This window comes from Paracoccus sp. (in: a-proteobacteria) (genome assembly GCF_030538495.1).
Taxonomy (GTDB): Bacteria; Pseudomonadota; Alphaproteobacteria; order Rhodobacterales; family Rhodobacteraceae; genus Paracoccus.
Genome location: NZ_JAUNTW010000002.1, coordinates 37,322 through 62,349, shown reverse-complemented (window position 1 = coordinate 62,349; position 25,028 = coordinate 37,322). Strand labels below are relative to the sequence as shown.

The following is a 25,028-nucleotide window of genomic DNA, read 5'->3' as shown; positions in this document are numbered from 1 at the left end:
ACCCAATCAAAACCTTTTTATGATGTGCTGTCAGGGATGGCGCGATTCGCGTGCAGACCCGTGACATTGGCGCGCGCCTGTCCTAAACACGCGCCACCACGATGAAAGAGGCACGAAATGCTTGACCACCTGTCCTATACCGCCCCCCAACCCAAAGTGATTGCGGGCGCGCAAAGCGATTGGGAACTGGTCATCGGGCTTGAGGTTCACGCTCAGGTCGCGTCGAACGCCAAACTGTTTTCGGGCGCATCGACGACCTTTGGCGCGGAGCCGAACAGCAATGTCGCCTTTGTGGACGCGGCCATGCCGGGGATGCTGCCCGTCATCAACGAATTTTGCGTCGCCCAAGCCGTGCGCACCGGGCTGGGCCTGCGCGCCGACATCAACCTGCGCAGCGCCTTCGACCGCAAAAACTATTTCTACCCCGATTTGCCGCAGGGCTATCAGATCAGCCAGCTTTACCACCCCATCGTGGGCGAGGGTGAGGTGATCGTCGACATGGCCCCCGGCGTTGCCCGCCGCGTGCGTATTGAACGCATCCATCTGGAACAGGACGCGGGCAAATCCATCCACGACATGGACCCGAACATGTCCTTTGTGGACCTGAACCGCACCGGCGTTGCCTTGATGGAGATCGTCAGCCGCCCCGATATTCGCGGCCCCGAAGAAGCCGCCGCCTATGTCAGCAAACTGCGCCAGATCATGCGCTATCTGGGCACCTGCGACGGCAATATGCAAAACGGCAATCTGCGCGCCGATGTGAACGTGTCGGTCTGCCGTCCCGGTGATTACGAAAAGTTCATCGAAACCGGCGATTTCGGCGTGTTGGGAACGCGCTGCGAAATCAAGAACATGAACAGCCTGCGCTTTATTCAGGCTGCCATTGAATACGAAGCACGCCGCCAGATCGCCATCATCGAAGACGGCGGCAAAGTCGTGCAGGAAACCCGCCTCTATGACCCCGATCGCGGCGAAACCCGGTCCATGCGCAGCAAGGAAGAGGCGCATGATTACCGTTACTTCCCCGATCCCGACCTGCTGCCCTTGGACATCGAACAGGCGTGGGTGGACGACATCGCCGCCGACATGCCCGAACTGCCGGACGAAAAAAAGGCGCGCTTTGTGCAGGTGCTGGGTCTGTCCGAATATGACGCCGGCGTTCTGACCGCCGAGGTCGAAAACGCCAATTATTTCGAGGCTGTGGCATCAGGCCGCGACGGCAAACAGGCCGCGAACTGGGTCATTAACGAATTGTTCGGCCGCCTGAACAAAGAAGGTTTGACCGTCGCCGCGTCCCCCGTGACGGCCGCGCAACTGGGCGGCGTGATTGACCTGATCGCGCGCGGCGACATCTCCGGCAAAATCGCCAAGGATCTGTTTGAAATCCTGTGGACCGAAGGCGGCGACCCCGCCCAAATCGTCGAAACGCGCGGCATGAAACAGGTCACCGATCTGGGCGCCATCGAAAAAGCCGTTGACGACATCATCGCCGCCAACCCCGAACAGGTTGAAAAGGCAAAACAAAACCCGAAACTGGCGGGGTGGTTCGTCGGTCAGGTGCTGAAAGCCACGGGCGGCAAGGCCAACCCGGCGGCGGTCAATGAACTGGTTGCGAAAAAGCTGGCGGAATGACGATGCAATATGAATATACGGTGATCCCCGCCCCGACCCGCGCCGATAAGGTCGCCGGGTCGAAAACCCCGACCGACCGTTTCGCCGCCGCCCTGAGCGCGGAACTGAACCGCATGGCGGCGGATGGCTGGGACTATGTCCGCGCCGATGTTCTGCCCAGCGAAGAACGCAGCGGCCTGACCGGGCGGACGACCGTTTATCACAATATTCTGGTGTTTCGCCGCGCCCTGCCCGAAATTGTGGCCGAACCCGAATTTATCCCGGCGCCGGTTTACGAACCGGAACCTGTGGCGGAACCCGAACCCGTTACGCCGCCGCTGACTGATGATCCGGACAAAACGCACTGATCTGAACATCGCGACGGTCGAACACGCAGAAACTGCCGGCCGGCACCTCTTGCCAGCCGGTTTCGTCCGTCTCTAACGGTTCAGACACGACGGCCCAGCCCGCCCGCGTATCCGACCAGCGATAAAACAGCGTCGGCGCTTGCTCATCGCTGCTGTAACGGCAGGCAAACAGGCGCTCTCCATCCGAGAACGCACAAGTCGCCCGAACATAAGGCAGGCCGCCCCGTTGCCGCGCCAGGTTTTCCAACCGCGCAATCGCCCGCTGCATCGCGCCCTTGGGGTCGTGATCCAAACCTTCGCCAAGCGCGATCAGAAACAACGCCTCGCTATCCGTGGCCCCTTTGCGGTCGGGATAATGTTCGTCGCGAATCATCACATCGGCATAGCGCCGAAACCCGTCATAGCCGCCAAACTGCCCGTTATGCATGAACGACCACCGACCCGCGGCAAAGGGATGGCAGTTATTGCGGCTGGTCGCGGTCCCGGTGGATGCGCGCACATGCGCCATGAACAACCCCGACCGCACCTGTGCCACCAAACTGCGCAGATTCGGGTCCGACCATGCCGGCATCACGTCACGATACAGCCCCGGCTCCGGGCGGTCGCCATACCAGGCCAGCCCGAATCCGTCCGCATTCACCGGGGTATGACACCGCAGCGCGCCTTGGCTTTGCCGAATCAGCGAATGATGCGGTTTGCTGACAATATCTTCGATAAAGATCGGCTGCCCGATATACGCGGCCCAGCGACACATAACCTGCCCCAACGGATTACGACATTTGCATGACGCGACATAACACAGCCAATTATGCCGCGCATCAGGAATGTTATGCCAAAGTTAACGCGGTCCGCGATCTTAAATTACGGCGTTAAGGCGGGCCAAAGCCCGCCCCGTTTACGCCGTCGCGGCGATCACCTGCTCCGCCGCTGCAAATGCGGCATCGGCGGCGTCCAAATTCGGCGCACCACCTTGGGCGCGGTCAGGACGACCGCCGCCCCCCTTGCCACCCAAAGCCGCCGTCGCCGCCTGAACCAAGGCAACCGCGCTGATCCGATCCGTCAGATCCGGCGTGACACCTGCCGCAACCGTCGCCTTGCCATCTGATTCGGCCAGAACCAGAACTGCGCCGCTGCCCAGTTGCGCCTTCATATCGTCAACCAGCGTTCCCAATTCCTTGCCGCCGACCCCATCAACCCGCTGCGCAATGAATTTAACGCCGCCGATATCCTTGGCTTCGACGTCGCCCCCCATGGCCAATTGACGTTTCAGCTGCGCCACCTCATTGGCCAAGGCTTTGCGTTCATCGGCCAATGCGCGAACGCGGTTCACGACATTGCCCGCCTGCGCCTTAAGAATCGACGCAATTTCAGACAGTTGCCGGTCCGACCCGCGCAGATGATCCAATGCGGCCTGCCCGGTCAGCGCCTCGATCCGGCGAACGCCTGCCGCCGACGCGCTGTCGCCCAGCAGCGCAAAGGCGCCAATATCCCCCGTCCGCGCCACATGCGTGCCGCCGCACAGTTCCAGCGAATAGGTCTGGCCGTCATGCCCCTTGCCGCTGTCAATCAAAGCACCCATCGACACGACACGCACTTCGTCACCATATTTTTCACCAAACAGCGCCTGCGCGCCAATCGCACGGGCATCATCGGGCGTCATGATCCGCGTTTCAACACGGCTGTTTTGGCGAATAAAATCATTCACTTCGGCTTCAATCCGGGCCAGTTCGTCATCGCTGACGGCGTGATTGTGGCTAAAGTCAAACCGCAACCGATCCGGCGCGTTCAGGCTGCCCCGCTGGGCGACATGGTCGCCCAATGTGCGGCGCAACGCCTCGTGCAGCAGATGCGTGGCCGAGTGGTTGCCGCGAATCAGCGAACGCCGCGCATGGTCCACCGACAACACCGCACCCTGCCCGCGTTGAATGTCGCCCTTGGTCACAGTGGCGTTGTGTAGGAACAGCCCGCCGACCTTTTTCGTGTCCGTCACCTGAGCCGCGCCAGTTTCGGTTTCGATCAGGCCGGTATCGCCCACCTGACCGCCCGATTCGGCGTAAAACGGCGACTGATTCACCACGATTTGCACGGTCGCGCCTTCATCCACGCGATCCTGCGCCGCGCCGTCGATCACAACCGCCAGAATCTGACCTTCGGCCTGTTCGGTATCATAACCCAAGAACTCCGTCGCGCCGTGCTGTTCTGCCAGTTCAAACCAGATCGCGGCGTCTTTTGATTCGCCGCTGCCCGACCACGCTGCGCGCGCCTTGGCCTTTTGTTCGGCCATGGCGGCATCGAAACCGGCAGTATCCACCGCGCGGCCCTGTTCGCGCAACGCATCCTGCGTCAGATCCAACGGGAAACCATAGGTGTCATACAATTTAAACGCCGCATCACCCGGCAGGTCGGCCCCATCGGGCAGACGCGCCAATTCGTCATCCAGAAGGCGCAAACCACGGTCAAGCGTTTGACGGAACCGGGTTTCTTCGCTGCGCAACGTTTCTTCGATCAGGGGCTGCGCGGCACTCAGTTCGGGATAGGCCGCGCCCATCTGGCGCACCAAAGCCGGAACCAAACGATGCATCACCGGATCCTGCGCGCCCAGCATATGCACATGCCGCATCGCGCGGCGCATAATCCGGCGCAAAACGTAACCGCGCCCTTCGTTGCTGGGCATGACGCCGTCCGCAATCAGAAAACTGGTCGAACGCAGATGGTCCGCGATAACGCGGTGATGCACCTTGCCCGGCCCGTCGGGGTCGTTGCTGGTGGCATGGGCGCTTGCCTCGATCAGGCTGCGCATCAGGTCGGTGTCGTAATTGTCGTGCTTGCCTTGCAACAGCGCGCCGATCCGTTCCAGCCCCATGCCGGTGTCGATCGACTGCATATCAAGCGCGCGCATGGAACCGTCTTCGAATTGTTCATTCTGCATGAACACAAGGTTCCAGATTTCGATGAAACGGTCGCCGTCCTCATCCGCGCTGCCCGGAGGGCCGCCCCAGATTTTATCGCCGTGGTCAAAGAAAATTTCCGTGCAGGGTCCGCACGGCCCCGTCGGGCCCATCTGCCAGAAATTGTCGCTGGTCGCGATGCGGATAATGCGATCATCCGGCAGGCCCGCGACCTTTTTCCACAGATCGGCGGCTTCGTCATCGGTATGGTAAACGGTGACCAGCAGGCGATCTTTGGGGATGTCGAAATCTTTGGTCAGCAATTCCCAGGCAAAGGGGATCGCGCCGTCTTTAAAATAGTCGCCAAAGCTGAAATTCCCCAGCATTTCAAAGAACGTATGGTGCCGCGCGGTATAACCCACATTGTCCAGATCGTTGTGTTTGCCGCCCGCACGCACGCATTTTTGCGCGGTCGTCGCACGGGTGTAGTCGCGCGTTTCCAGACCCGTGAACAGGTTTTTGAACTGCACCATGCCCGAATTGGTAAACATCAGCGTCGGGTCATTGCGCGGAACCAGCGGGCTGCTGTCCACGACACGATGGCCATTGCGTTCAAAATAGCCAAGGAAAGTAGAGCGGATGTCGTTCAAACTGGGCATAGCGTGCCTTTAGTGCAAAAGATGTCGGTTCCGTCTATCGTTCGCCCGACCTTCTGTCCAGCAAGCCGTTGAAATGGGGCGCGGCAGAGGCGCCGCGCCCCGTTCGGTTATTCTTCGGTCAGGGCGTCATCATCGGGTTCGACGCCGAATTCCAGACCGTGGCTGGCGCGGATTTTATCCTCGATCGCATAGGCGACATCGGGGCGATCGCGCAGGAATTGTTTTGCATTTTCACGCCCCTGCCCGATGCGTTCATCGCCATAAGAATACCACGCGCCGGATTTTTCGACGACACCGGCCTTGACGCCAAGATCAACCAGTTCGCCCACTTTGCTGATCCCTTCGCCATACATGATGTCGAATTCGACCTGACGGAAGGGCGGCGCGACCTTGTTTTTCACCACTTTGACGCGGGTGGTGTTGCCGGTCACTTCGTCCTTATCTTTGATCGCGCCGGTGCGGCGAATATCCAGACGGACCGAGGCATAGAATTTCAGCGCGTTCCCGCCCGAAGTCGTTTCCGGGTTGCCGAACATCACGCCGATTTTCATCCGAATCTGGTTAATGAAAATCACCATGCAGTTACTGCGCCCGATGCTGGCGGTCAGTTTCCGCATCGCCTGGCTCATCAACCGGGCCTGTGCGCCAACCTGCGCGTCGCCCATATCGCCTTCGATTTCGGATTTGGGCGTCAGCGCCGCCACCGAATCGACCACGACCAGCGACACCGCGCCCGACCGGACCAGCGTATCGACGATTTCCAATGCCTGTTCGCCGGTATCAGGCTGCGAAATCAGCAGTTCGTCCAGATTCACGCCCAGCTTTTTGGCATATTGCGGGTCCAGTGCGTGTTCGGCATCCACAAAGGCGCATACGCCGCCTTTTTTCTGTTCTTCGGCCACCACATGCAGGGTCAGCGTGGTTTTGCCCGAGCTTTCCGGGCCATAGATTTCGATGATCCGCCCTTTCGGCAGGCCACCGATCCCCAGAGCGATGTCCAGCCCCAGCGACCCGGTCGAGGTTGCCTCGATCTCGGCCACGGGGTTGTCTTTGCCCAATTTCATGATCGAACCTTTGCCGAATTGGCGTTCGATCTGCGCAAGGGCGCTGTCCAGCGCCTTTTGTTTGTCCGCGCTGCGTTTGTCGGTCATGTCAAAAATGCTCGCCTGTGCCATGGTATTCTACCTTTATGTCACACACGCCACGATGCAGCAATCAGCCGACCGCGCGTTATGTTCGCCCCTTGTTCGCGCAATTTGCGCGCAAACCTATTCGTTTTCAAGATCAAAACAGGAACATTCATTAATTTAAGCATCATTTCCCGCCAGTTTCGCCGCCACACGCGCCGTCAGTTCGGACAGGGTAAACGGTTTAGGCATAAAACTGGCGCCCTGAACCGGAACGTGATTTTCGCCAAACATATCCTCGGCATAGCCGGACATGAAAATCACCTTAACGCCCGGACGGTCGCGCAACGCGGCGCGCACCCAGCTGGGACCGTCCAGCCCGGGCATCACCACATCGGTCACGAACAAATCGACGCGCAGCTTTGGATCGCGCAGCAGGTCCAGTGCGGCTTCGGCGTTTTCCGCCTCGAGCACGTCATAACCTTTCAGCCTCAGCGCGCGGACGGCAAAGGCGCGGACAGGGGCCTCATCCTCGACCAGCAGGATGGTGGCGGTTTCGGGCTGCACCTGCGCCGTGGGGGCGCTGTTAACCACAACCGGCGTTTCGATTTCCCCCGGACGCGCGGGGAAAATCACCGAAAAACTGGTTCCCTGCCCCAGAGTGCTGTCGCAAAAAATATAGCCGCCGGTTTGTTTCACGATCCCGTAAGCCGTTGACAGGCCCAGCCCCGTGCCTTCGCCCGCGCGTTTGGTCGTGAAAAACGGGTCGAAAATCTTGGTTAACACCTCGGGGTCGATGCCCGTGCCGTTATCGGTCACGCGGATGCACACATAATCCCCCGCCGGCAAATGCGCATTGTCGCGCAGCATCGGCGCCGACAGCGACAGGTTTTCCGTGCGCAGGGTAATGTCGCCCCCCTTGGGCATCGCGTCGCGGGCATTCACGACCAGATTCATAATCACCTGTTCCAGCTGCCGTTTATCGGCGCGGATCGGATGCAGCGCGGGGTCAAAGCTGACATTCAGCCCCACCCGTTCCCCCACCAGCCGGTTCAACAAATGCGTCAGATCCGACACGGTGTCGCGCAGGTTGATCACCTCGAGCCGGAGAGTCTGTTTGCGGGAAAAGGCCAGCAATTGCCCAACCAAGGCCGCCGCGCGATTGGCGTTCTGGCTGATCTGATCCAGATCGGCATAATCGGGGTCGCCCTTATCGCGGCGCAGCATCAGCAGGTCGCAATGCCCGCCAATCGCTGTCAGCAAGTTGTTGAAGTCATGCGCAACTCCGCCCGCCAACTGGCCGATGGCCTGCATTTTCTGGCCTTGGGTAAACTGCGCCTCCATGGTTTTCAGGGCGCTTGCATCGGTCAGGACCGCCAGCATCTGCCCGTCATCGGTCGGATCGGGGGCCAGGGCGACCTGATAATACTGATGCTGTTCACCGCCGCGACGTTCGGGGCCGCGTTTGCGCAACATCTCGGCCCGGTTTTGGGCGCGACCGGCGGCGATGTCGGCCAGCCAATCGGCCACAGGGCGGCCCGGACCTTCGAACAGGGTGCCAAGATGGGGCAGTTCATCGACCTGCGGATCATCAAACAACAGCCGCTGCGCCGCGTTATTGGCGGCGCGAATGGCACCATCAGACGACACGCGCAACAGCGGCACCGGGATGGCGTCAAAATCACCAGAGGGCGCGGAGCGGTCGATCAACGCGGCCACCATATGCGGATCGGGCACTTGATCATGGCGTTGACAGGACCAGATTTGCAGCGGCGCATCCGACGCGCGCGTCACGGAAATCACATCGCCATCCGCCAGATGCAGTTCGGCATGGCCCACCGGCCCGGCGCGGTTCAGCAGAGATTCCACCTCGCCCTGCGCATCAGCGCGCAGCGTGCCGACCATGCGCGCAATCGCCTGCCCCTGCATCGGACCAAAACGGTCATAGGCGGCGGTGTTGTGATACAAAACCCGTCCGTCATTGTCGCAAATCCAGATCGGTTCAGAGACCTGCGCCACCTCGGCCCGGATGCGGCGCAGGGTGCGGCGACCATTCGCGCGCCGCATCAGATGCGCGACGGAAATCGCCCCGCCCAGCAGATACCACGCAACCGCAACCGTGCCGCCGATGATCAGCGGCATTCCGGCGCGCCATCCGGGCAGGATCAGCAGCAAAATCGCGCCCAGCAGCGCGGGTATCATCAGAAACGGCACCGCCACCAATGCGCTGCGCGGCACGCCTGCGCGGTCATCCCAATGCGCCATATGATTCGTTCCCCAGACCGGTTTTCCCGTCCGTGATAGGCGCAAAAGGTTTAACAATCGGTTAAGACGCACCCGCTTTTATCCGTTGCAGGATCGCGTAATAGAACCCGTCGCTGCCGGTGTCCGGGGTCAGGCGGCGGTCAGCAACCACAGAAAAATCGGAATGGCGCGCCGTGAACGCATTGATTTGACGCGCATTTTCACCATCAAACAGCGAACAGGTCATATAGACCAGATGCCCGCCCGGCGTCACCAGCGGCGCGATCTGATCCAAAATCTGCGCTTGAAGTTCAATCAGATCGGTCAGCTTTTCCCGCGTCAGGCGCCATTTGGCGTCGGGCGTTCGCCGCCATGTTCCTGACCCGCTGCACGGCACATCGGCGACGACCAGATCATAGTGTCCTTTGGGTTTGCCAACCGTAATGCGCGCGCCTGCGCGGGCCGCTCGGGCGGGCAGATCGCCCATCCGCGCGGGGTCGGCGTCATGGGCAAAGACCTGCGCGCCCGGATCACGCGCCGCAATCGCCAGCGATTTGCCCCCGCCGCCCGCGCAATAATCCAGCACGCGCGCAGCACGGGGCAAGGCGGCACAGGCCAGTTGAGGCGACAGGTCTTGCAGTTCAACGACTCCGTCACGATAGGCCGTGCCCCCCGCCAGCTTGCGGTCCCCCGCCGTCACGCGCAGGGCTGTGGGCAGGTCGGGATGTGGTTGCGCATCAACCCCATCGGCGGCCAGAATCGCCATGGCCTGCGCCGGGGTCGCCCGCGCCGTATTCACCCGCAGCCAGACCGGCGCGCGGTCCGTCATGGCCGCCGCAACCGCCGCCGCCTGATCGCCCAGCGACGCCTGCCAGATCGGGCGCAGCCAATCGGGCAGGTCTATCAGCGGATCATCGGGCGCACCGGGGTCGTGTCGTTCATCGCCGGTCAGAACCGCAGGCGCATGGCCCTGCCCGGTGAAAAAGCCCGCCGGATCATGACCTTGCGCCCGAGCCAAGCCAATCATCAGCCCCCGCCCCGACAGCCTGCCCCCGCGCGCGGACAGGCTGCCCCGCTGGCGCAGCGCCTGAAAGACCAGATCGCGCACCGCCGCGCGGTCGCCCGACCCGGCAAAGCGGCTGGCGCGGGACCAACGCAGCAGGCTGGCCTCGGCCGGGGTGCCGGTCAGAATGTCGTCCAGAATGGTGATGGCGGCGGAAATACGGGCGGCAGGTGTCATACGCCTCGGTTAGCACAGCCCCTAACCACAGGTCGAGGTCGCAATCACCGGAAACAGGGTGAATGCGGTGCTGACCAGACCAATCCAGACGCCTGCGGTGATGATCGTGCGATGCCGCCCCGGTTCGCGCGGGATCAGCGTAAACAGCGCCAGATGCAGCGCCAACCCCGCGCCCCACGCGGACCACATCGCGACATGATGCAGGTCACCGAACGGCGCGGGCCGCCCCGTCCAGCCCAGATTGCAGCCCATGCCGTGCAGCGCATACACCACGCAAAACATCAGCGCCCACAGGGTCGGCCCCGCCAAGGCGCGCGCCAGCCAGCCCATTACAACACCTCTTGCATGATGACGGTGGCGGTCAGGATGGCGGCGGTTGTGAACCAGAAATCCTGGAACAACCGCCAGACCGGGGCCGCGCCGCGCCGGTTCGCGCCCATGCGGCCCGTCCGCGCATCCGCAAAGCTCCGCGCGGCCAGCATCGCAGCAACAACCCCATGCACCACGGCATAGCCCAGAGCCGCCCCCCGCAGCGCATCGCGGGCATGGCGGCGCGGATCGTCCAGCCCCCATGCGATCCCCGCCAGCAGCAGCAGCGCCAACACCGCCGCCACCAGACCGATGCCCGACCACAGAACAGCGGCTGTTTCGCGCCGCGCCTCGGCCAGACGCGCGGCGACTGCGCCCACGGCCATCAACAGCAGCGCGCCCCCGGCCAGCAGGCCCATTTGCGAGGTGATGCCGCTGTCGGGCGCGGGCCAGCCCGGCGCAACAACGGTCAGAAAACCCACGCCAAACAACAGGCTGGCGAACAAAGTTCCATCCGCCACCAGCAGCGCCACCGTCCCGGAATAGGCCAGCGTGTTGCGCGTCTGCCAATGCACCGGCAGGTCCAGCCCCGGCGCGACATTGACCGGCGCGCGGTCCTGATCCGCGCCCATGATCGCGCCCCACCGCCATGCGACAGCCAGCGTTGCGGCCACCCCGATCAGGGACAGCCAATAAAGACCGGCCAGCATCATCGCAAAGAAACTGCCAATCGCCGCCGCCGTGGCCAGCGGCAACCATGTGTTCCCCGGCAGCACCGCGATATGCTGCGGGCGGGCGGTTGCCGCGTCCGTCACGATGATTTCACGCACCCCACGCGGCGCGCCGGGCAGCAGCCCCTGCCCCTTGGCCAGCGACAGGATCGCGCCGGAATCATCGCCCGGACGCGGCAGAGACGCGAAATTATAGGACGGCGCCGGCATCGGCATCGCCCAGTCCAGCGTCGGAGCCTGCCACGGATTGCGCCAACTGCGCCGCCCAAAGATCGCCTGCGATGCCAGATCAATCACCAACAGCGCAAAGCCCGCCGACTGGATCATCCCGAAAAAGGATGAGGTCAGGTTCAACCATTCCCATTCCGGGTTGTTGGGGTAAACGTCGATACGGCGCGGCATCCCCAGAAGCCCGGTCAGGTGCATCAGAAAGAACGTGCCGTGAAAGCCGACAAAGATCAGCCAGAATGCGGATTCGCCCAAGCCTCGCACCCGCCAGCGGCCCGTCATCAGTGGCATCCACCACGTCACCGCGGCCAGCATCGGAAACACGAACCCGCCGACCAGAACATAATGCAGATGCGCCGTCACAAATGCGGTGTCATGCGCCTGCCAGTTGAACGGCACCATGGCCAACATTACCCCCGTCAGCCCGCCCAGAACAAAGGTGGCAAAGAACCCCATGATATACAGCATCGGCAGGCGGAACTGCACCTGACCCGCCGCCATCGTGCCGATCCACGCGAATATCTGAACCGCCGTCGGCACCGCGACCAAGGCCGACGCAGCCGAGAAAAACGCAAGCGCCATATGCGGGATCCCGACCGTGAACATGTGATGCACCCACAGGCCGAACGACAAAAACACCAGCCCAATGACCGCCGCGACAATCGCGCCATAGCCCAGAATCTGCGTCCGGCTGAGAACCGGGATCATCGTCGATAACGCCCCGGCGGCGGGCAGAAAGATGATATAGACTTCGGGGTGGCCAAACAGCCAGAACAGGTGCTGCCATAACAGCGGATCGCCGCCCCGCGTGATGTCGAAAAACGGCCAGTCAAAGGCGCGTTCGACCTCCAACAAGATCGACCCAAGGATCAGCGGCGGAAAGCCCACCAGCATCATCACCGAGGTTCCCAGCAGATACCAGCCCATCAGCGGCATCTTGGTTAACGCCATTCCGGGCGCACGGCAGCGCAGGATCGTGACGGTGATTTCGACCGCCGCCGCAACCGCGCTGATTTCAACGAATGTCACGCCCAGCAGCCAGACATCGGCGTTAATCCCCGGCGAATAGACAGGCCCGGTCAGCGGCACATACATGAACCAGCCATCTTTGGGCGCCACTCCGGCCAGCAGGGACAGCACAATCACCGCGCCGCCGAACAGGTAACAAAAATACCCCAGCGTGGACAGGCGCGGAAACGCCATATCCCGCGCGCCCAATATTTTAGGCAGCAGCCACAGGGCCAGCCCTTCCAGCATGGGAATGGCGAACAAAAACATCATGATGCTGCCATGCATCGTAAAGATTTGGTTATACAGATCCGTGTCCAGAAACGCGCCGTTCCGCGTGGCCAGCTGCGCCCGGATCAGCATGGCCAACACGCCGCCAATGGCGAAAAACACAAATGCCGTGATCATGAACCGCGCGCCGATGGTGCTGTGGTTCACCGAGGTAAAGAACCCCCTCCACCCCGGCAGGTCGCGCCACACCGCATCCAGTTCGCGGTGCAGACGCAGGGCGCGTTGCGGCGGATTGTCGGGAATATTGGTCATTCGGTGGCCTCATCGGCAAAGTCAGGCAGCGGCCCGGCGGGGTCATAGGCGACAACGACAAAGCGCATATCGCTATGCCCCAGACCGCAAAATTCGGCGCATAGCCCTTCATAAACGCCGGGCGCGTCGGCGGTCAGACGGTGGCGGTTCACATGGCCGGGGATCGCGTCCATCTTGCCGCCCAGCTGCGGCACCCAAAAGCTGTGGATCACGTCCGTGGCCGTGATCTCGACGTCAAAGGGCTGGCCGGCGGGAACATAAAGCGCGCCGCGCGTTTCCACCGGGCCGTCCGGTCCGGGCTGGGTAAAGGTCCAGCCCCATTGATACGCCTGCGCGCTGACCTGAACCGCGCCGTCATCGCGCGCCAGCATCCGTTCCCCGATCCACAGCGCAAAGCCCAGAACCAAAGCCAGCACCGACAGGCTGAACCCCAGCCCCCAGCCCATGATCCAGCGGCGTTCGTTCTGAGGCCGCGCGCCCCGGCGAATGGCAAGCCAGACCATGACCCAGACCAGCAGCGAAATCAGGCCCGCCCCCGCCAGCATCGCCCACCACAGCGTCGCAATATCACGCGCGGCTGGCCCTGCGGGCGTCAACGTGCTTAACGGTCCCGAACAGCCCGCCAACGGAACCAGCACGGCCAGAACCGGCTTTCTGTTCCAGAACCGCCGAAAGGAAAGCCAATGCGCTGGACCAAACGCCGCCGCCTGAAAGACCCGATCGAAGAACATACCAGCTTTTCCGACACGGAATCGAAAATCGCCGTCGCGGGTCACCCGATCCATGCCATGATGGTCGCTTTCCCGATTGCGATGTGTTTCGCGACTTTGGGCGCGGACGGCATGTATTGGCTGACCGGGGACAGCTTCTGGCCCCGCGTTGCCGTGTGGGCCGCAGGGATTGCCTTTTTCATCGGCGTGCTGGCCGGAATTGCCGGGACCATCGAATTGCTGCTGGTGCCGGGGATCCGCATCCGCTCGGCCAGTTGGACGCATTTCATTCTGGCGGTGATGCTGCTGTCGGTTCTGGGGCTGAACTGGGGGTTCCGGCTGGACGATCCCGTGGGGGCCGTTCTGCCCTGGGGTGGGTTGCTGTCGATGCTGGCCGCGCTGATGACCGGCATCACCGGCTGGCACGGGGGCAAGCTGGTGTTTGATTACCAAATCGGCACGCATCGGCTGGATTGATTGGCTCACAGCGCCCCCCACGGCGTTAACATGAATCGCGGCATAAACGCGGTCAGGCCTGCCAGATCGGGCTTGGCCAGAACCAGCCACAGCACGCCCAGCATCGCGGCCGCGCCCAAGCTCAGGGCGACCGGGGGCGAGGACAATCGCACCATCCCGCGCGATTCTCCGGTGATCAGGATCATCTGCCCGATCCACGCATGGGTTAAAACCATGACGCACACCAAGGTCAGCTTGGCCGCGAACCACAGATCAAACACCTCTGCGGCAAAGATAAGCCCCGTCCCCGCCGCCACGCTGATCACTGCGGCAGGCGTGGCCACGGCAATATAACCGTAATGCGTGATTAACCGAAATTCGGCGTAGCGAGTCTGCGCCTTGCCCGCGCCACGTTTGCGCCATAAGCCTTCGTAAATCCACAAAATAACCGGCAGAGCGATCAGCGCCGCGCACCAGATCAGCATGGTGCCAAGATGCAGGAATTTCAGCGCGGCGATCATGCGGCAAAGCCTCGTTGCCAACCGCGCCGCAGCATCAGCGCCGCGATGACCGCAACCGGGACAAAGCCCGGCACCCACATCACCAACCCGGCCAGTTGCTGATCCGCCAGCGGGTCAAGACCCCACGCAACAGCGCCGTCTATGTGCTGAAAAAACATGATGTTGGGCGCGAATGTTAGAATGGCTCCGATCAACCCCATAACCCCCGCAAGGCCACCGGTCAGCAAGGCCCGCTGCGCAATCGGTTCCCCATCCGACAGAACCGCCGACCAAAACGCCCAAGCCGTCCCCAGCATCGCCAGTTGCAGCGCCCAATAGACCGCATCCGACCCCCACATCGCCGTGTAAATCAGCGGCAGATTCCACGCCACCATCACGGCGGTTAACCCCGCCAGAGACAGCGCCGCCGGAACCCGGCTCATCATCGGCCATGCAATCGCCAGTGCCGGCGCGGCCAGTGTGACAATCACCAGATGATGCGCCGCGCGCGCCGAAAACAGCGCAACCGTCAACGCGCAGAGCGGCGACACAAACGCCAGAATCAGCCCCGCCCACGCAATCGCCGCAGCCTTCGGGTTCACAGCGCGCCACGCCAAAACGGCGCCGAACATCGCCAATCCCGCCAGCAACAGCGGATCGGTGTTCCACGCCGCCCAGATATTCCCCGGAAAAGGCGCGGGGCCACAATAAGGAAAATCCTGTTCTGGCATCGACTTAGCTGCGTTTCCTTTAAAAACCATCGCGTGCGCCGCAGGGCGGGCATAACCATAACCACCCACAGCGCGCGCGGTTCCGTCATCTGTGGAACCCATTGCGTGAAAAGACGTTTCGCCCCTATGACAGCGCCCCGTTCCGCCGCCGACGCGGCCCCGCCAGAAACGCATATCCGACCGCCCGACCGGCCCGCTCTGGTCTGGTTGGTGGCGATATTTTGGTTAACGGTTGCGCTGTTTCTGCTGGCCCTGCCCTTTGCTGTTATCCTGATGGGCAGCCCGCCGACCTCGGGCGCGTGGACGCGGGATTTGGCGGTCGGGTTCGGCTTTGCCGCGCTGTCGCTGGCCGGGTTGCAATTTGCGCTGACTGGACGGTTAAAACCGCTGCTGCATCCTTTTGGTGCCGATATCGTGGTGGTGTTTCACCGCTTTGTCAGCTGGGGCGCGGTTGCGTTGATGGCGGCGCATTTCGCGGTTTTTTATGTGTTTCATCAAGATGATATGGGGGTTTTGAACCCGATTCAGGCCCCGCTTTACATGACGGCGGGGCGGGTGGCGCTGCTGTGCTTTATCGCGCTGATCGTGTCGTCTGAATTTCGCAAAATGCTGCGACTGGATTACCTGTGGTGGCGGTCGCTGCATGTGGTTCTGGCGCTGACCGGCTTTGGCGCGGCGATCTGGCATGTGCTGGGCGCGGGGCATTTCACCGGCACGGACGGCACCCGCGCCTTGTGGCTGGCGGTGACGGCGGCATGGTTAACGCTGATGATCTATACCCGCATCATCCGCCCGTGGTGGCAGTTGCGCAATCCGTGGACCGTGGTGTCAAACACCGACGAAGGCGGAGACGTCCGCAGCCTGACCCTGCGCCCCAATGGCCGCCCCCTGCGCGGGTGGAAGCCGGGACAATTCGCGTGGCTCTCGATCGGCAATTCGCCGTTTTCGCTGCGCGAACATCCCTTTACGATCTCGACCGCGCCGGAAAAGGGACCAGAATTAACCTTTTCGATCAAACCACTGGGCGATGACAGCAAACGGCTCAGCCAGACGCAACCGGGCGCGACGGCCTATATCGACGGGCCGTATGGGGTGTTTTCGGTGGATCGCAACGCGGCCGCGCAGGGTTTTGTCATGATCGCGGGCGGCGTCGGGATCACCCCGATTATCTCTAATCTGCACGCCTTGCAGGAGCGCCGCGATCCGCGCCCGATTTTCCTGATCTATGCCAATTCGGAATGGGACGACGTGGCGTTCCGCGACGAGTTGCGCCGGTTAACGTTGGATCTAAACCTGCGCGTTATTCATGTGCTGGAAAACGCCGAAACCGCACCCAGCGATGAAATCACCATCGAAGGTCAGGTGAATCCTGACCTGCTGTTCGACACCCTGCCCCAAGAAACCGCGAATTGGCCGCATCTGCTGTGTGGTCCGGGGCCGATGGTCGATGCCGTCAAGGCCGCGTTACAGGATATGGGCGTGCCGAAATCCGAAATCGACAGCGAAATATTCGAGATGGTGTAACATGCGCCCATTGCTTGCCCAGCTTATCGCCGCCGCTTTGGTCCTGTGGGCCGTCATCTGCGCCGTTGGCTTTGCCCTGTTGCTGAACGCAGGTTAACCGCCCCGGCGCGAACCGGGGCGATTAAGGATCAGAAGCGATAACCGACGCGGATACCGATACCCCACAGGTCATTGCCGGTCATTTCGGCGCGCGCAGTGTCCGGCGTGCCGGTTTCCGGGCGGGCATTGCCCAGCTTGGTATAGTTAATGCCGGTGGTGACGGTGAAATTGTCCTGATTATAGATCGCGGCCAGCGTGATGCCTTTTTTGCCATTGGTCGGTGCCAGCGGCGACACCAGATCATTGCCACGCTTTTCCCAGCTATAGGACACCGCGCCCGACCAGTTGTCGGTAAATTTGCGGCCCACACCAAGGGTATAGGTGGTGCTGTCTTGCAGATCGGTCAGGCTGCCCAAAGTGCCGACAACGGCGCCGGTGTTCTGATCCTGATCCGGGAAGGTGGAATAGCCGCGCGGTTCAACCAGAAATTCCGACCATTTGACCCAGCGAACCGAACCAAAGACCAGCGTGTCTTCGGCAACGCCGGTCTGGAAATCAAGGTTAATGCTGCGCGGCGTCCGCACTTTGGTGGTGCCGGTGGTCACCGCGTCAAAGCTGTTGCCCATCATGGCATGCACGCCAATCATGGATGCCGTCAGATATTCCGTCGTGCCGAATTTCCGCGTGATCGGCGAATTATAGGTCAGCGCGACGCGCGCGGCGATATCCGGGCGTTCCCACGACACACCCGCCAGCCAGCCGAAACGCGTATCCTGGTCCAAGGTCACGCGATAGCCGTTCAACGGACCATAGGCCAAACCGGACAAGGTCACATCGGCACTGGCACGCCCGCCGCGAATACCGCCGTGAACGCCGAAGGCATCGGTGACTTTGTACCGCAAAACGCCGGTGAAATGCGTATCCGTGACGGTGACATTGGTGCCGCCCAACATGGATGCAGCCGGATTGCCCGGATAGGACAGATCGGCACCGAACGGCTGATCGACGATAAACGCCGCCGACCATTCCGGCGTGAACTGATGTTTATACGAAACACCAACAAAGCCATAGGATTTGGCGACATTCGCCACCGGTGCGCCCGTCGGAACATCACGCCCGGTCACCGTCGGGCTGACATGGCCAAAGCTCAGTTCAGCGTAATTTCCCGGTTCGAACAGCACGTTCAGCGATTGCGGCGCGCGTTCTATCCCGCCCGCCATCAGTTGCGTCGTCCCCAGCAAAAGCGCCGCCGCGCCGGTCACTGCAAATTTCATACGTCTCTCCACTCAGTCAATAGGGTCCAGGGCCTTGCGACAACGCTTATGGCGGCGGGAATGTTTTCCCGCTGAACATACGCTTTTGTTGTGCCGCACATGACGACGCTTTCGCAACAAAATTTTATCTAAAATGCGAAATTGATGGATCAGAGTTGCCTCTGGACATTTGGCGCAGATCGTGAAAGGGGAAACTGCCAAACGATCTTGCCCCAAGGATACCCGCCATGCAGATTCGTGAGGCTTTGACCTTCGACGATGTTCTTTTGGTTCCCGCGGCCTCGACGGTGATGCCGTCAACGGCCGATGTGACCACCTTTGTCACGCGCAACATTCGGATGAATATTCCGCTGCTGTCGTCCGCCATGGATACCGTCACCGAAAGCCGGATGGCGATTGCCATGGCGCAGGCCGGTGGCATGGGCGTGATTCACCGCAACCTGACCACCGAACAGCAAGCCGCCGAGGTGCGCCGGGTGAAACGGTTCGAATCCGGCATCGTCTATGCCCCCATCACGCTGACGCCCGACCAGACGCTGGCCGATGCCAAGGCGCTGCAGGACCGTTATAATGTCAGCGGTTTTCCGGTGGTTGACGCGGATGGTCGCGTGGTGGGAATCGTGACGAATCGCGATATGCGCTTTGCCAGTGATGACCGCACCCCGGTGCGCGCGATGATGACCGGCGATAATCTGGCGATCCTGCGCGAACCCGCCGACCGTGCCGAGGCGATCAGCCTGATGAAGGCCCGCCGCATCGAAAAGCTGCTGATCACCGATGCGCAGGGGCATCTGACCGGCCTGCTGACGCTGAAGGATACCGAAAAATCAGTGCTGAACCCCTTGGCCTGCAAAGACGATCTGGGCCGTTTGCGCGTCGCCGCGGCCTCGACCGTGGGGGACGAAGGGTTTGAACGCTCGCAGGCGCTGATCGACGCAGGCGTGGATATGGTCGTGATCGACACCGCGCACGGCCATTCCGCGGGCGTGGCCAAGGCCGTGGAACGGGTCAAGGCCTTGGGCGGCGATGTGCAGGTCGTGGCGGGCAATGTCGCAACCGCCGCCGCCACGCGCGCCCTGATCGACGCGGGCGCCGACGCGGTAAAGGTCGGCATCGGGCCGGGGTCCATTTGCACCACCCGCATCGTCGCAGGCGTGGGCGTGCCGCAACTGACCGCCATCATGGACGCCGCCAGTGCCGCCGGTGACGTGCCGGTGATCGCCGATGGTGGCATCAAATTTTCGGGCGACTTTGCCAAGGCGATTGCCGCCGGCGCGTCCTGCGCCATGGTCGGCAGCGCGATTGCCGGCACCGACGAATCCCCGGGCGAGGTGATCCTGTATCAAGGCCGGTCGTTCAAATCCTATCGCGGGATGGGCTCGCTGGGCGCCATGGCGCGCGGCTCCGCCGACCGCTATTTCCAAAAAGACGCCGCCACCGACAAACTGGTCCCCGAAGGGATCGAGGGGCAAGTCCCCTATAAAGGCCCAGCAGGCACGGTTATTCACCAACTGGTCGGCGGTCTGCGCGCAGCCATGGGCTATACCGGCTGCGCAACCGTGGCGGAAATGCGCAAAAACTGCGAATTCGTGCGGATCACCGGCGCAGGCCTGAAGGAAAGCCACGTGCACGACGTGCAGATCACGCGGGAAAGCCCGAACTATCGTCTTGGATAATCAAAGCCAAAAAAAAACAGACTTACGGCAAGGCGGCGTTCTGCCGCCTTTGCTTTTTCACGTTGCGCGATAAAGGGGCCGTTTGTTCAATTATGGCTTTCCTGTCTCGCATGGAGGCCCCTGATTCAAACGCCAAGATGAACCGTTCCAGCTTTCTGGATGGTGGTATCACGACCGGGTCGGCACCATGAACACAACAACCCGCGGATCACCAAGCCGCCACATAAAACCGCCCAAAGGCGCGGTTCGTCCCCGCAACAGCAAAGCATCCGCGATCAGCGCAAATTCCGCGCTCGCGCATAATAAAGACGCCCCTATACATACCGGGTCCACCTTTGCCGAAGCCGATAACGGCACCGCTTCGCTGTGATGACGCCAGATGGCATTCCACATCGAACAACTGGCCCGCGCCATGTCGCAGCCCCAATTAACTCATCTTGCCAAACAGAACGAAGCGCCCAAACCGCAAGCAAAGGCACGACATCCCGGTCACACCGCGAACGAATTTTCATTTTTCTTCAGAAATCTGGGCGAAAACTCAACGCCCCACCATAGAATCGCGCACAAAATCTGCGCGACTGCCAACCAGATGGCGACACCACGCCACTGCTCCACGCCGAAACCACCAGCCCCGCCGCTTCTTCTGTGCGCAAATACTCTGGGGGTCCGGGGGTGAAACCCCCGGCGCTATCGGATCAGATCTGACGTTCCGGCAGATGCACCACCAAACCGTCCAGATCATCCGTGACCTTGATCTGACAGGTCAGACGCGACCGCGCCGGGTCGGGCTGATAAGCGAAATCCAGCATGTCCTGCTCCATCGGGTCCATCGCAGGCAGCCGATCCGCCCATGCCGCATCGACATAAACATGGCAGGTCGAACAGGCGCAGGCCCCGCCGCAATCGGCGTCAATACCCGGAACGCCATTGTCGCGCGCGCCTTCCATCACGGTCATGCCGGGGCGCACGTCCACATCGTGTTTCGTGCCGTTATGTTCAATATAGGTGATCTTTGCCATGGCTGATCCTTTCTGTTGCGACGCAGTTAGGGGATTGCCCCGCAAATGAAAAGGGGCGTTGCCGCCCCTTTTGGATCAGTTCGCATCCGCCACAGGCAGCGCGACAAAGCGCGGCTCACCCGCCCGCCGGATCAGGACCAGAACGGACCGGCGCCCAGCCTCGCGCGCTTCGGTGATGCGGGCTTGCAGATCGGCGACGCTGGTGACAGGCTGCTGCCCCGCCTCGGTGATGACATCGCCGGCGGCCAACCCCTTGGTCGCCGCGTCGCTGTCGGGATTGACGCCGGTGATGACCAGCCCGCGCGCATCCGCCGGCAATTCCAGTTCCTGCGCCATTTCCGCCGTCAGCGGGCTGACGGTCAGGCCCAGCAAATCCGTTTCCACCGGCGCGTCAGAGGTGGTGGCGCGGGCGGTTCCCTCGGCCTCTTCCCGGCGGCCCAGCGTGACATCCAGCACCTGTTCCCGACCGTCGCGCATGACGACGACCTGCACCGTTTCCCCCGCCGGAGCGTCGGCCACGCGGCGCACCAGACTGCGGGTGCTGTCAATCTCGGTCCCGGCAAAGCGCGTGATCACATCGCCCGCCCGCAGGCCCCCCGTCTTGGCCGGACCGTCCGGCACATTCGTCACCATCGCGCCGCCAGAGATGGTGATGCCCAATGCCTCGGCCATTTCGGGGGTGACGTCCTGGATGCTGACGCCCAGCCAACCGCGACGCGTTTCGCCAAATTGTTGCAACTGATCAACGACTTGCGACACAACATTCGACGCCATCGAGAATCCGATCCCGATCGACCCGCCGCTGGGCGACAAAATCGCGGTGTTCACGCCGACAACCTCACCCTGCATATTGAACAGAGGGCCGCCGGAATTGCCACGGTTGATTGCCGCGTCCGTTTGCAGATAGTCGTCGTAACTGCCTGACAATTCGCGGTTTCGCGCCGACACAATCCCCGTGCTGGCCGAAAAGCCCTGCCCCAGCGGGTTACCCAGCGCCAGCACCCAATCCCCCACGCGCGCGGTGTCGCTGTCGCCGAATTTCACGAACGGCAGCGGCTTATCGCTGTCCACCTTGAGCAGCGCGACATCCGTGTTCGGGTCACGCCCAACCACGCGTGCGGGCAGTTTGTCACCGGAATAAAACTCGATCTCGATGCTGTCGGCGCCGTCGATGACGTGGTTGTTGGTGACGATAAACCCGTCCGAAGAAATCACAAAACCCGAACCCAAGGCATTCGACCGGCGCGGCTGTTGCGGCCCGCGTCCATCCGGCCCCGGCATGGGAAAGCCAAAATCGCGGAACAGGTCGGAAAACGGGCTGCCATCGGGGAACATCGGGCCGCCCCGGCCCGTGGGCTGCGACACAAGCGCGGTCGTGGTGATGTTCACGACCGAAGGCGACACCATTTCCGCCAGATCGGCAAAGCTGCCCGGCATCCCCTGCGGGCCATCCTTGGCCACGACGCTGCCCAAGGGTTCATTGGCGTTTGCCGCTTCTTGCGCCTGCTGGCTGACCTGGGGGGATACTTCGGCGACCTGCGCCGTGGCAGAGCCAAGCCCCAAACCCAGCGCAAGCGCGGATGCCGTCATCAGGTGGCGGGGGGAAAGCGGATTCATAAACGGACCTCATTTCTTAACGGCTGCGGGCTGCCCGCTGACCTGTTTCTAATGAAAAACAATTAAGAAATCGTTGCAAGAAAACCACGCTCGCGCGCTATGAACTGATCGTGACTTTTGTTGCAAAAAGGGCGGCATCGTTGCCGCCCCTATGGATCAGTTGGCCGGAGCTTCCGCCGGTGCATCCGCAGGCGCGTCCGTCACCGCGTCGGGCAACAGAATTTCGGTGCCATCATCGACCGGAGGGGACAGGCTTTCCGGCAGCGGCGTCAGGCGCACACCGGCTGATTCGCCCAGCACATTGCCTTCGCGGTCGGTCACTTCGGGGGTGATCAGCCCTTCATCCGGGGTCTGCGTATCCAGCCCGATCCCGCGTTCAGCCGCCGACGTCCCGGCAGGAACCGGAGTCGGCGACGGATTCGCACGCGACGCGCCGTCATCGGCCAGATAGCTGAAAAATTCGCCATCCGGTTGCAGCACCATCGAACTGTTGCTGCCCCGCAGCGCGCGGGAATAGGACGTCATCGACCGCGTAAACGCGAAAAATTCCGGGTCGCGGCCAAAGGCATCGGCGTAAATCGCGTTGCGTTCGGCGTCAGCCTCACCCCGAACGATTTCGGCGCGGCGCTGTGCCTCAGAGGTTAATTCAACCACGGTCCGGTCGGCGGCGGCGCGGACACGCTGCGCCGCCTCGCCCCCGCGGGCGATTTCGTCGGCAGCCTCGCGTTCGCGTTCGGCGCGCATCCGGGCATAGGTCGCATTCAAGTTCTGTTCCGGCAAATCGGTCCGGGTCAGGCGAACGTCAATAATTTCAATGCCCAAGCCAGCCGAATTCGAACGTGCCTCATCCCGGATTTGGTTCATCAGCACGGTGCGGTCGTCCGACAGCACATTCGTTGACGGCACCGAACCCAGCACCTCACGAATGGCGGCGTTGACGATGGGTTCCAACCGGCCCTGCGCGGCCTGAATCCCACCCGCACCCACGGCCTGACGGAACCGCACCGGATCCGCGATCCGCCAGCGGGCAAAGGCATCGACAACCAGACGGCGATCGTCCAGCGGCGTCACCTCAAGCGGGCTGGTCGGCAGGCCCAGAATACGCGCGTCATATTTCACCACATTGTCGATAAACGGCACTTTGAACGCCAGACCGGGTTCTTCGCGCACATCCACGACGCGGCCAATACGCATGACCAGCGCCTTTTCGCGTTCATCCACGATAAACAGCGATGCCGCTGCGGCCACGCCCACCACCACGACAACCGGCAGGGCAAACATGGTCAAATTCATTTTCCGGGCCATCAGTTACCCCCCTGTGAGTCGTTGCGGCGCAGTTGGTCCAACGGCAGATACGGCACGACGCCGCCACTGCCAGAACCGCCGCTGATGCCGTCGCCCAGGATGATCTTATCCACATCACCCAGAACTTGTTCCATTGTTTCCAAATACATACGGCGGCGCGTCACTTCGGGCGCTTTGACATATTCTTCGTAGATAGAATTGAATCGCGACGCTTCACCGGCGGCGGTGTTGATCGCCTCGGCCCGGTATGCCTCGGCCTGTTCCAGCGAGGTTGCAGCGTTACCACGTGCCTGCGCCAGAACACGGTTGGCATAGGCATCCGCTTCGTTTTCCAGACGCGCGCGTTCCTGTTGCGCGGCCTGCACCTCGCGGAAGCTGTCGATCACTTCACCCGGCGGGTCGGCGCGGTCAAGGTTCACCCGCACCACGCGGATCCCTGACTGATAGGCGTCCAGCGTTCGTTGGACCGCATCGCGCAAATCGCCCGCAATCGCGCCCCGGTCGCGGTTCAGAATCGGCGCCAGTTCGGACCGTGCGATAATGTCGCGCATCGCGGATTCGGCCACAGCGCGGATCGTGTCGTTCGGGTCAGCCAGATTGAACAGGAACATCTGCGGGTCCGAGATATTCCACACGACCTGATATTCCATATCCACGATGTTCTGGTCGCGGGTCAGCATCAGCCCGCTGTCCATAGGACCGCCGCGCCCGGTGCCGATTTCGGTCACGCGTTCGTTGGTGACGGGAACAACCTCGGCCGTGACAAAGGGCCAGGGGGCAAAATTCAAACCTTCGGTCCCCACGGAAATGGCGCGACCGAACAGGAATTCAACGCTTTGTTCGTTGGTTTGCACGCGGTAAAAGCTGGCAAAGGCCCACATCGCGACGCCGACCAGCGCGGCCAGCCCCAGCGTGCGCCGGTTCAGCCCCATATTCGGCGGCATCTGGCTGCCGCCACGACCGCCCCCCTGCGGACCATTGCCGCCACCGCCGCCCATCAAAACGCGCAGGCGTTCCTGCCCTTTGCGCATCAGGTCGTCGATTTCGGGCATCTGGTCGCCCGGACGCGGGCGGTTCTGGCCCTGCGGCGGTTGCTGTTCACCCCAAGGGCGGTTGCCGGGGCGTTTATCACGATCATCGCCGCCGCCGTTTCCGCCGCCGCCACCACCCCAAGGGCCTTGATTAGCCATTCGTCCGACCTTTTTTGACTATCATCTTCGT

20 protein-coding genes are annotated in these 25,028 nt (G+C 62.0%); 5 read left to right on the top strand and 15 right to left on the bottom strand.

The window, feature by feature from the left end; all coding sequences use genetic code 11:
* Nucleotides 1-117: 117 nt before the first annotated feature.
* Together gatB and Q4G20_RS01900 are read left to right on the top strand one after the other, a co-directional pair.
* Nucleotides 118-1,632: an Asp-tRNA(Asn)/Glu-tRNA(Gln) amidotransferase subunit GatB gene (gene gatB / locus Q4G20_RS01905; RefSeq protein WP_303341577.1), complete on the top strand. Its 1,515-nt coding sequence runs from the start codon at nt 118-120 to the stop codon at nt 1,630-1,632.
* Nucleotides 1,629-1,979, top strand: coding sequence for a DUF4177 domain-containing protein (locus Q4G20_RS01900; RefSeq protein WP_303341575.1), 351 nt, complete (start codon nt 1,629-1,631; stop codon nt 1,977-1,979). The genes gatB and Q4G20_RS01900 overlap by 4 nt, the downstream gene beginning before the upstream one ends.
* Here Q4G20_RS01900 and Q4G20_RS01895 read toward each other — a convergent pair.
* The 8 genes from Q4G20_RS01895 to coxB all read right to left on the bottom strand — a co-directional run bounded on the left by Q4G20_RS01895 (nt 1,939) and on the right by coxB (nt 13,594).
* Nucleotides 1,939-2,733 (bottom strand): class II glutamine amidotransferase, encoded by a 795-nt coding sequence (locus Q4G20_RS01895; protein WP_303341573.1) that lies wholly within the window; start codon nt 2,731-2,733, stop codon nt 1,939-1,941. The genes Q4G20_RS01900 and Q4G20_RS01895 overlap by 41 nt on opposite strands.
* A gap of 141 nt (nt 2,734-2,874) precedes the next feature.
* A complete protein-coding gene (gene alaS / locus Q4G20_RS01890) occupies nt 2,875-5,526 on the bottom strand; it encodes an alanine--tRNA ligase (RefSeq protein ID WP_303341571.1) in 2,652 nt (883 codons plus the stop codon).
* 107 nt (nt 5,527-5,633) lie between these two features.
* Complete coding sequence (gene recA, locus Q4G20_RS01885) at nt 5,634-6,701, bottom strand: recombinase RecA (protein WP_303341569.1); 1,068 nt, start codon at nt 6,699-6,701, stop codon at nt 5,634-5,636.
* 132 nt (nt 6,702-6,833) lie between these two features.
* A complete protein-coding gene (locus Q4G20_RS01880; protein WP_303341566.1) occupies nt 6,834-8,918 on the bottom strand; it encodes an ATP-binding protein in 2,085 nt (694 codons plus the stop codon).
* A 61-nt stretch (nt 8,919-8,979) separates the two neighbouring features.
* Nucleotides 8,980-10,137, bottom strand: coding sequence for an RsmB/NOP family class I SAM-dependent RNA methyltransferase (locus Q4G20_RS01875; RefSeq protein ID WP_303341564.1), 1,158 nt, complete (start codon nt 10,135-10,137; stop codon nt 8,980-8,982).
* A gap of 21 nt (nt 10,138-10,158) precedes the next feature.
* On the bottom strand, nt 10,159-10,467 hold the full coding sequence (locus Q4G20_RS01870) for a hypothetical protein (RefSeq protein WP_303341562.1): 309 nt from the start codon (nt 10,465-10,467) through the stop codon (nt 10,159-10,161).
* Nucleotides 10,467-12,956 (bottom strand): cbb3-type cytochrome c oxidase subunit I, encoded by a 2,490-nt coding sequence (locus Q4G20_RS01865; RefSeq protein ID WP_303341560.1) that lies wholly within the window; start codon nt 12,954-12,956, stop codon nt 10,467-10,469. The genes Q4G20_RS01870 and Q4G20_RS01865 overlap by 1 nt, the downstream gene beginning before the upstream one ends.
* The gene (gene coxB, locus Q4G20_RS01860) at nt 12,953-13,594 is read right to left on the bottom strand and encodes a cytochrome c oxidase subunit II (protein ID WP_303341558.1); all 642 of its coding nucleotides are present in this window, start codon (nt 13,592-13,594) and stop codon (nt 12,953-12,955) included. Before coxB ends, Q4G20_RS01865 begins: the two co-directional genes overlap by 4 nt.
* 45 nt (nt 13,595-13,639) lie before the next feature.
* Between coxB and Q4G20_RS01855 the strand changes: the two genes are divergently transcribed.
* Nucleotides 13,640-14,143, top strand: coding sequence for a DUF2231 domain-containing protein (locus Q4G20_RS01855; protein WP_303341556.1), 504 nt, complete (start codon nt 13,640-13,642; stop codon nt 14,141-14,143).
* Nucleotides 14,144-14,148: 5 nt separating this feature from the next.
* Here Q4G20_RS01855 and Q4G20_RS01850 read toward each other — a convergent pair whose 3' ends face one another.
* Together Q4G20_RS01850 and Q4G20_RS01845 are read right to left on the bottom strand one after the other, a co-directional pair.
* Nucleotides 14,149-14,643, bottom strand: coding sequence for a CopD family protein (locus Q4G20_RS01850; protein ID WP_303341555.1), 495 nt, complete (start codon nt 14,641-14,643; stop codon nt 14,149-14,151).
* On the bottom strand, nt 14,640-15,353 hold the full coding sequence (locus Q4G20_RS01845; RefSeq protein ID WP_303341554.1) for a cytochrome c oxidase assembly protein: 714 nt from the start codon (nt 15,351-15,353) through the stop codon (nt 14,640-14,642). Before Q4G20_RS01845 ends, Q4G20_RS01850 begins: the two co-directional genes overlap by 4 nt.
* Nucleotides 15,354-15,479: 126 nt before the next feature.
* Here Q4G20_RS01845 and Q4G20_RS01840 point away from each other — a divergent pair, with 126 nt between their 5' ends.
* On the top strand, nt 15,480-16,877 hold the full coding sequence (locus tag Q4G20_RS01840; RefSeq protein WP_303341553.1) for a ferredoxin reductase family protein: 1,398 nt from the start codon (nt 15,480-15,482) through the stop codon (nt 16,875-16,877).
* Between the two features lie 128 nt (nt 16,878-17,005).
* On the opposite strand, the gene Q4G20_RS01835 is transcribed toward Q4G20_RS01840, so the two are convergent.
* Nucleotides 17,006-18,190, bottom strand: a complete 1,185-nt coding sequence (locus Q4G20_RS01835; protein WP_303341552.1) for an OmpP1/FadL family transporter — start codon at nt 18,188-18,190, stop codon at nt 17,006-17,008.
* 227 nt (nt 18,191-18,417) lie between these two features.
* On the opposite strand from Q4G20_RS01835, the gene guaB reads away from it, so the two are divergent.
* Nucleotides 18,418-19,866, top strand: a complete 1,449-nt coding sequence (gene guaB, locus Q4G20_RS01830; protein WP_303341551.1) for an IMP dehydrogenase — start codon at nt 18,418-18,420, stop codon at nt 19,864-19,866.
* Between the two features lie 695 nt (nt 19,867-20,561).
* Here guaB and Q4G20_RS01825 read toward each other — a convergent pair.
* From Q4G20_RS01825 to hflK, 4 genes are all read right to left on the bottom strand, one after another.
* Nucleotides 20,562-20,885 carry a 2Fe-2S iron-sulfur cluster-binding protein gene (locus tag Q4G20_RS01825; protein ID WP_303341550.1) on the bottom strand — a complete coding sequence of 108 codons (324 nt, stop codon included), beginning with the start codon at nt 20,883-20,885 and terminating at the stop codon, nt 20,562-20,564.
* Nucleotides 20,886-20,960: 75 nt separating this feature from the next.
* Entirely contained in the window at nt 20,961-22,322 is a 1,362-nt protein-coding gene (locus Q4G20_RS01820) for a DegQ family serine endoprotease (RefSeq protein WP_303341896.1), read from the bottom strand.
* A 336-nt stretch (nt 22,323-22,658) separates the two neighbouring features.
* The gene (hflC, locus tag Q4G20_RS01815; RefSeq protein ID WP_303341549.1) at nt 22,659-23,795 is read right to left on the bottom strand and encodes a protease modulator HflC; all 1,137 of its coding nucleotides are present in this window, start codon (nt 23,793-23,795) and stop codon (nt 22,659-22,661) included.
* A gap of 11 nt (nt 23,796-23,806) precedes the next feature.
* Nucleotides 23,807-24,997, bottom strand: a complete 1,191-nt coding sequence (gene hflK / locus Q4G20_RS01810) for an FtsH protease activity modulator HflK (protein ID WP_303341548.1) — start codon at nt 24,995-24,997, stop codon at nt 23,807-23,809.
* Nucleotides 24,998-25,028 lie beyond the last annotated feature (31 nt).

Bases quoted from the DNA above. Each gene is read 5' to 3' on its own strand.
- gatB (WP_303341577.1), top strand. From the start codon at position 118: ATGCTTGACCACCTGTCCTATACCGCCCCCCAACCCAAAGTGATTGCG.
- Q4G20_RS01900 (WP_303341575.1), top strand. From the start codon at position 1,629: ATGACGATGCAATATGAATATACGGTGATCCCCGCCCCGACCCGCGCC.
- Q4G20_RS01895 (WP_303341573.1), bottom strand. From the start codon at position 2,733: ATGTGTCGCTGGGCCGCGTATATCGGGCAGCCGATCTTTATCGAAGAT.
- alaS (WP_303341571.1), bottom strand. From the start codon at position 5,526: ATGCCCAGTTTGAACGACATCCGCTCTACTTTCCTTGGCTATTTTGAA.
- recA (WP_303341569.1), bottom strand. From the start codon at position 6,701: ATGGCACAGGCGAGCATTTTTGACATGACCGACAAACGCAGCGCGGAC.
- Q4G20_RS01880 (WP_303341566.1), bottom strand. From the start codon at position 8,918: ATGGCGCATTGGGATGACCGCGCAGGCGTGCCGCGCAGCGCATTGGTG.
- Q4G20_RS01875 (WP_303341564.1), bottom strand. From the start codon at position 10,137: ATGACACCTGCCGCCCGTATTTCCGCCGCCATCACCATTCTGGACGAC.
- Q4G20_RS01870 (WP_303341562.1), bottom strand. From the start codon at position 10,467: ATGGGCTGGCTGGCGCGCGCCTTGGCGGGGCCGACCCTGTGGGCGCTG.
- Q4G20_RS01865 (WP_303341560.1), bottom strand. From the start codon at position 12,956: ATGACCAATATTCCCGACAATCCGCCGCAACGCGCCCTGCGTCTGCAC.
- Q4G20_RS01855 (WP_303341556.1), top strand. From the start codon at position 13,640: ATGCGCTGGACCAAACGCCGCCGCCTGAAAGACCCGATCGAAGAACAT.
- Q4G20_RS01850 (WP_303341555.1), bottom strand. From the start codon at position 14,643: ATGATCGCCGCGCTGAAATTCCTGCATCTTGGCACCATGCTGATCTGG.
- Q4G20_RS01845 (WP_303341554.1), bottom strand. From the start codon at position 15,353: ATGCCAGAACAGGATTTTCCTTATTGTGGCCCCGCGCCTTTTCCGGGG.
- Q4G20_RS01840 (WP_303341553.1), top strand. From the start codon at position 15,480: ATGACAGCGCCCCGTTCCGCCGCCGACGCGGCCCCGCCAGAAACGCAT.
- Q4G20_RS01835 (WP_303341552.1), bottom strand. From the start codon at position 18,190: ATGAAATTTGCAGTGACCGGCGCGGCGGCGCTTTTGCTGGGGACGACG.
- guaB (WP_303341551.1), top strand. From the start codon at position 18,418: ATGCAGATTCGTGAGGCTTTGACCTTCGACGATGTTCTTTTGGTTCCC.
- Q4G20_RS01825 (WP_303341550.1), bottom strand. From the start codon at position 20,885: ATGGCAAAGATCACCTATATTGAACATAACGGCACGAAACACGATGTG.
- Q4G20_RS01820 (WP_303341896.1), bottom strand. From the start codon at position 22,322: ATGCCGGGCAGCTTTGCCGATCTGGCGGAAATGGTGTCGCCTTCGGTC.
- hflC (WP_303341549.1), bottom strand. From the start codon at position 23,795: ATGAATTTGACCATGTTTGCCCTGCCGGTTGTCGTGGTGGTGGGCGTG.
- hflK (WP_303341548.1), bottom strand. From the start codon at position 24,997: ATGGCTAATCAAGGCCCTTGGGGTGGTGGCGGCGGCGGAAACGGCGGC.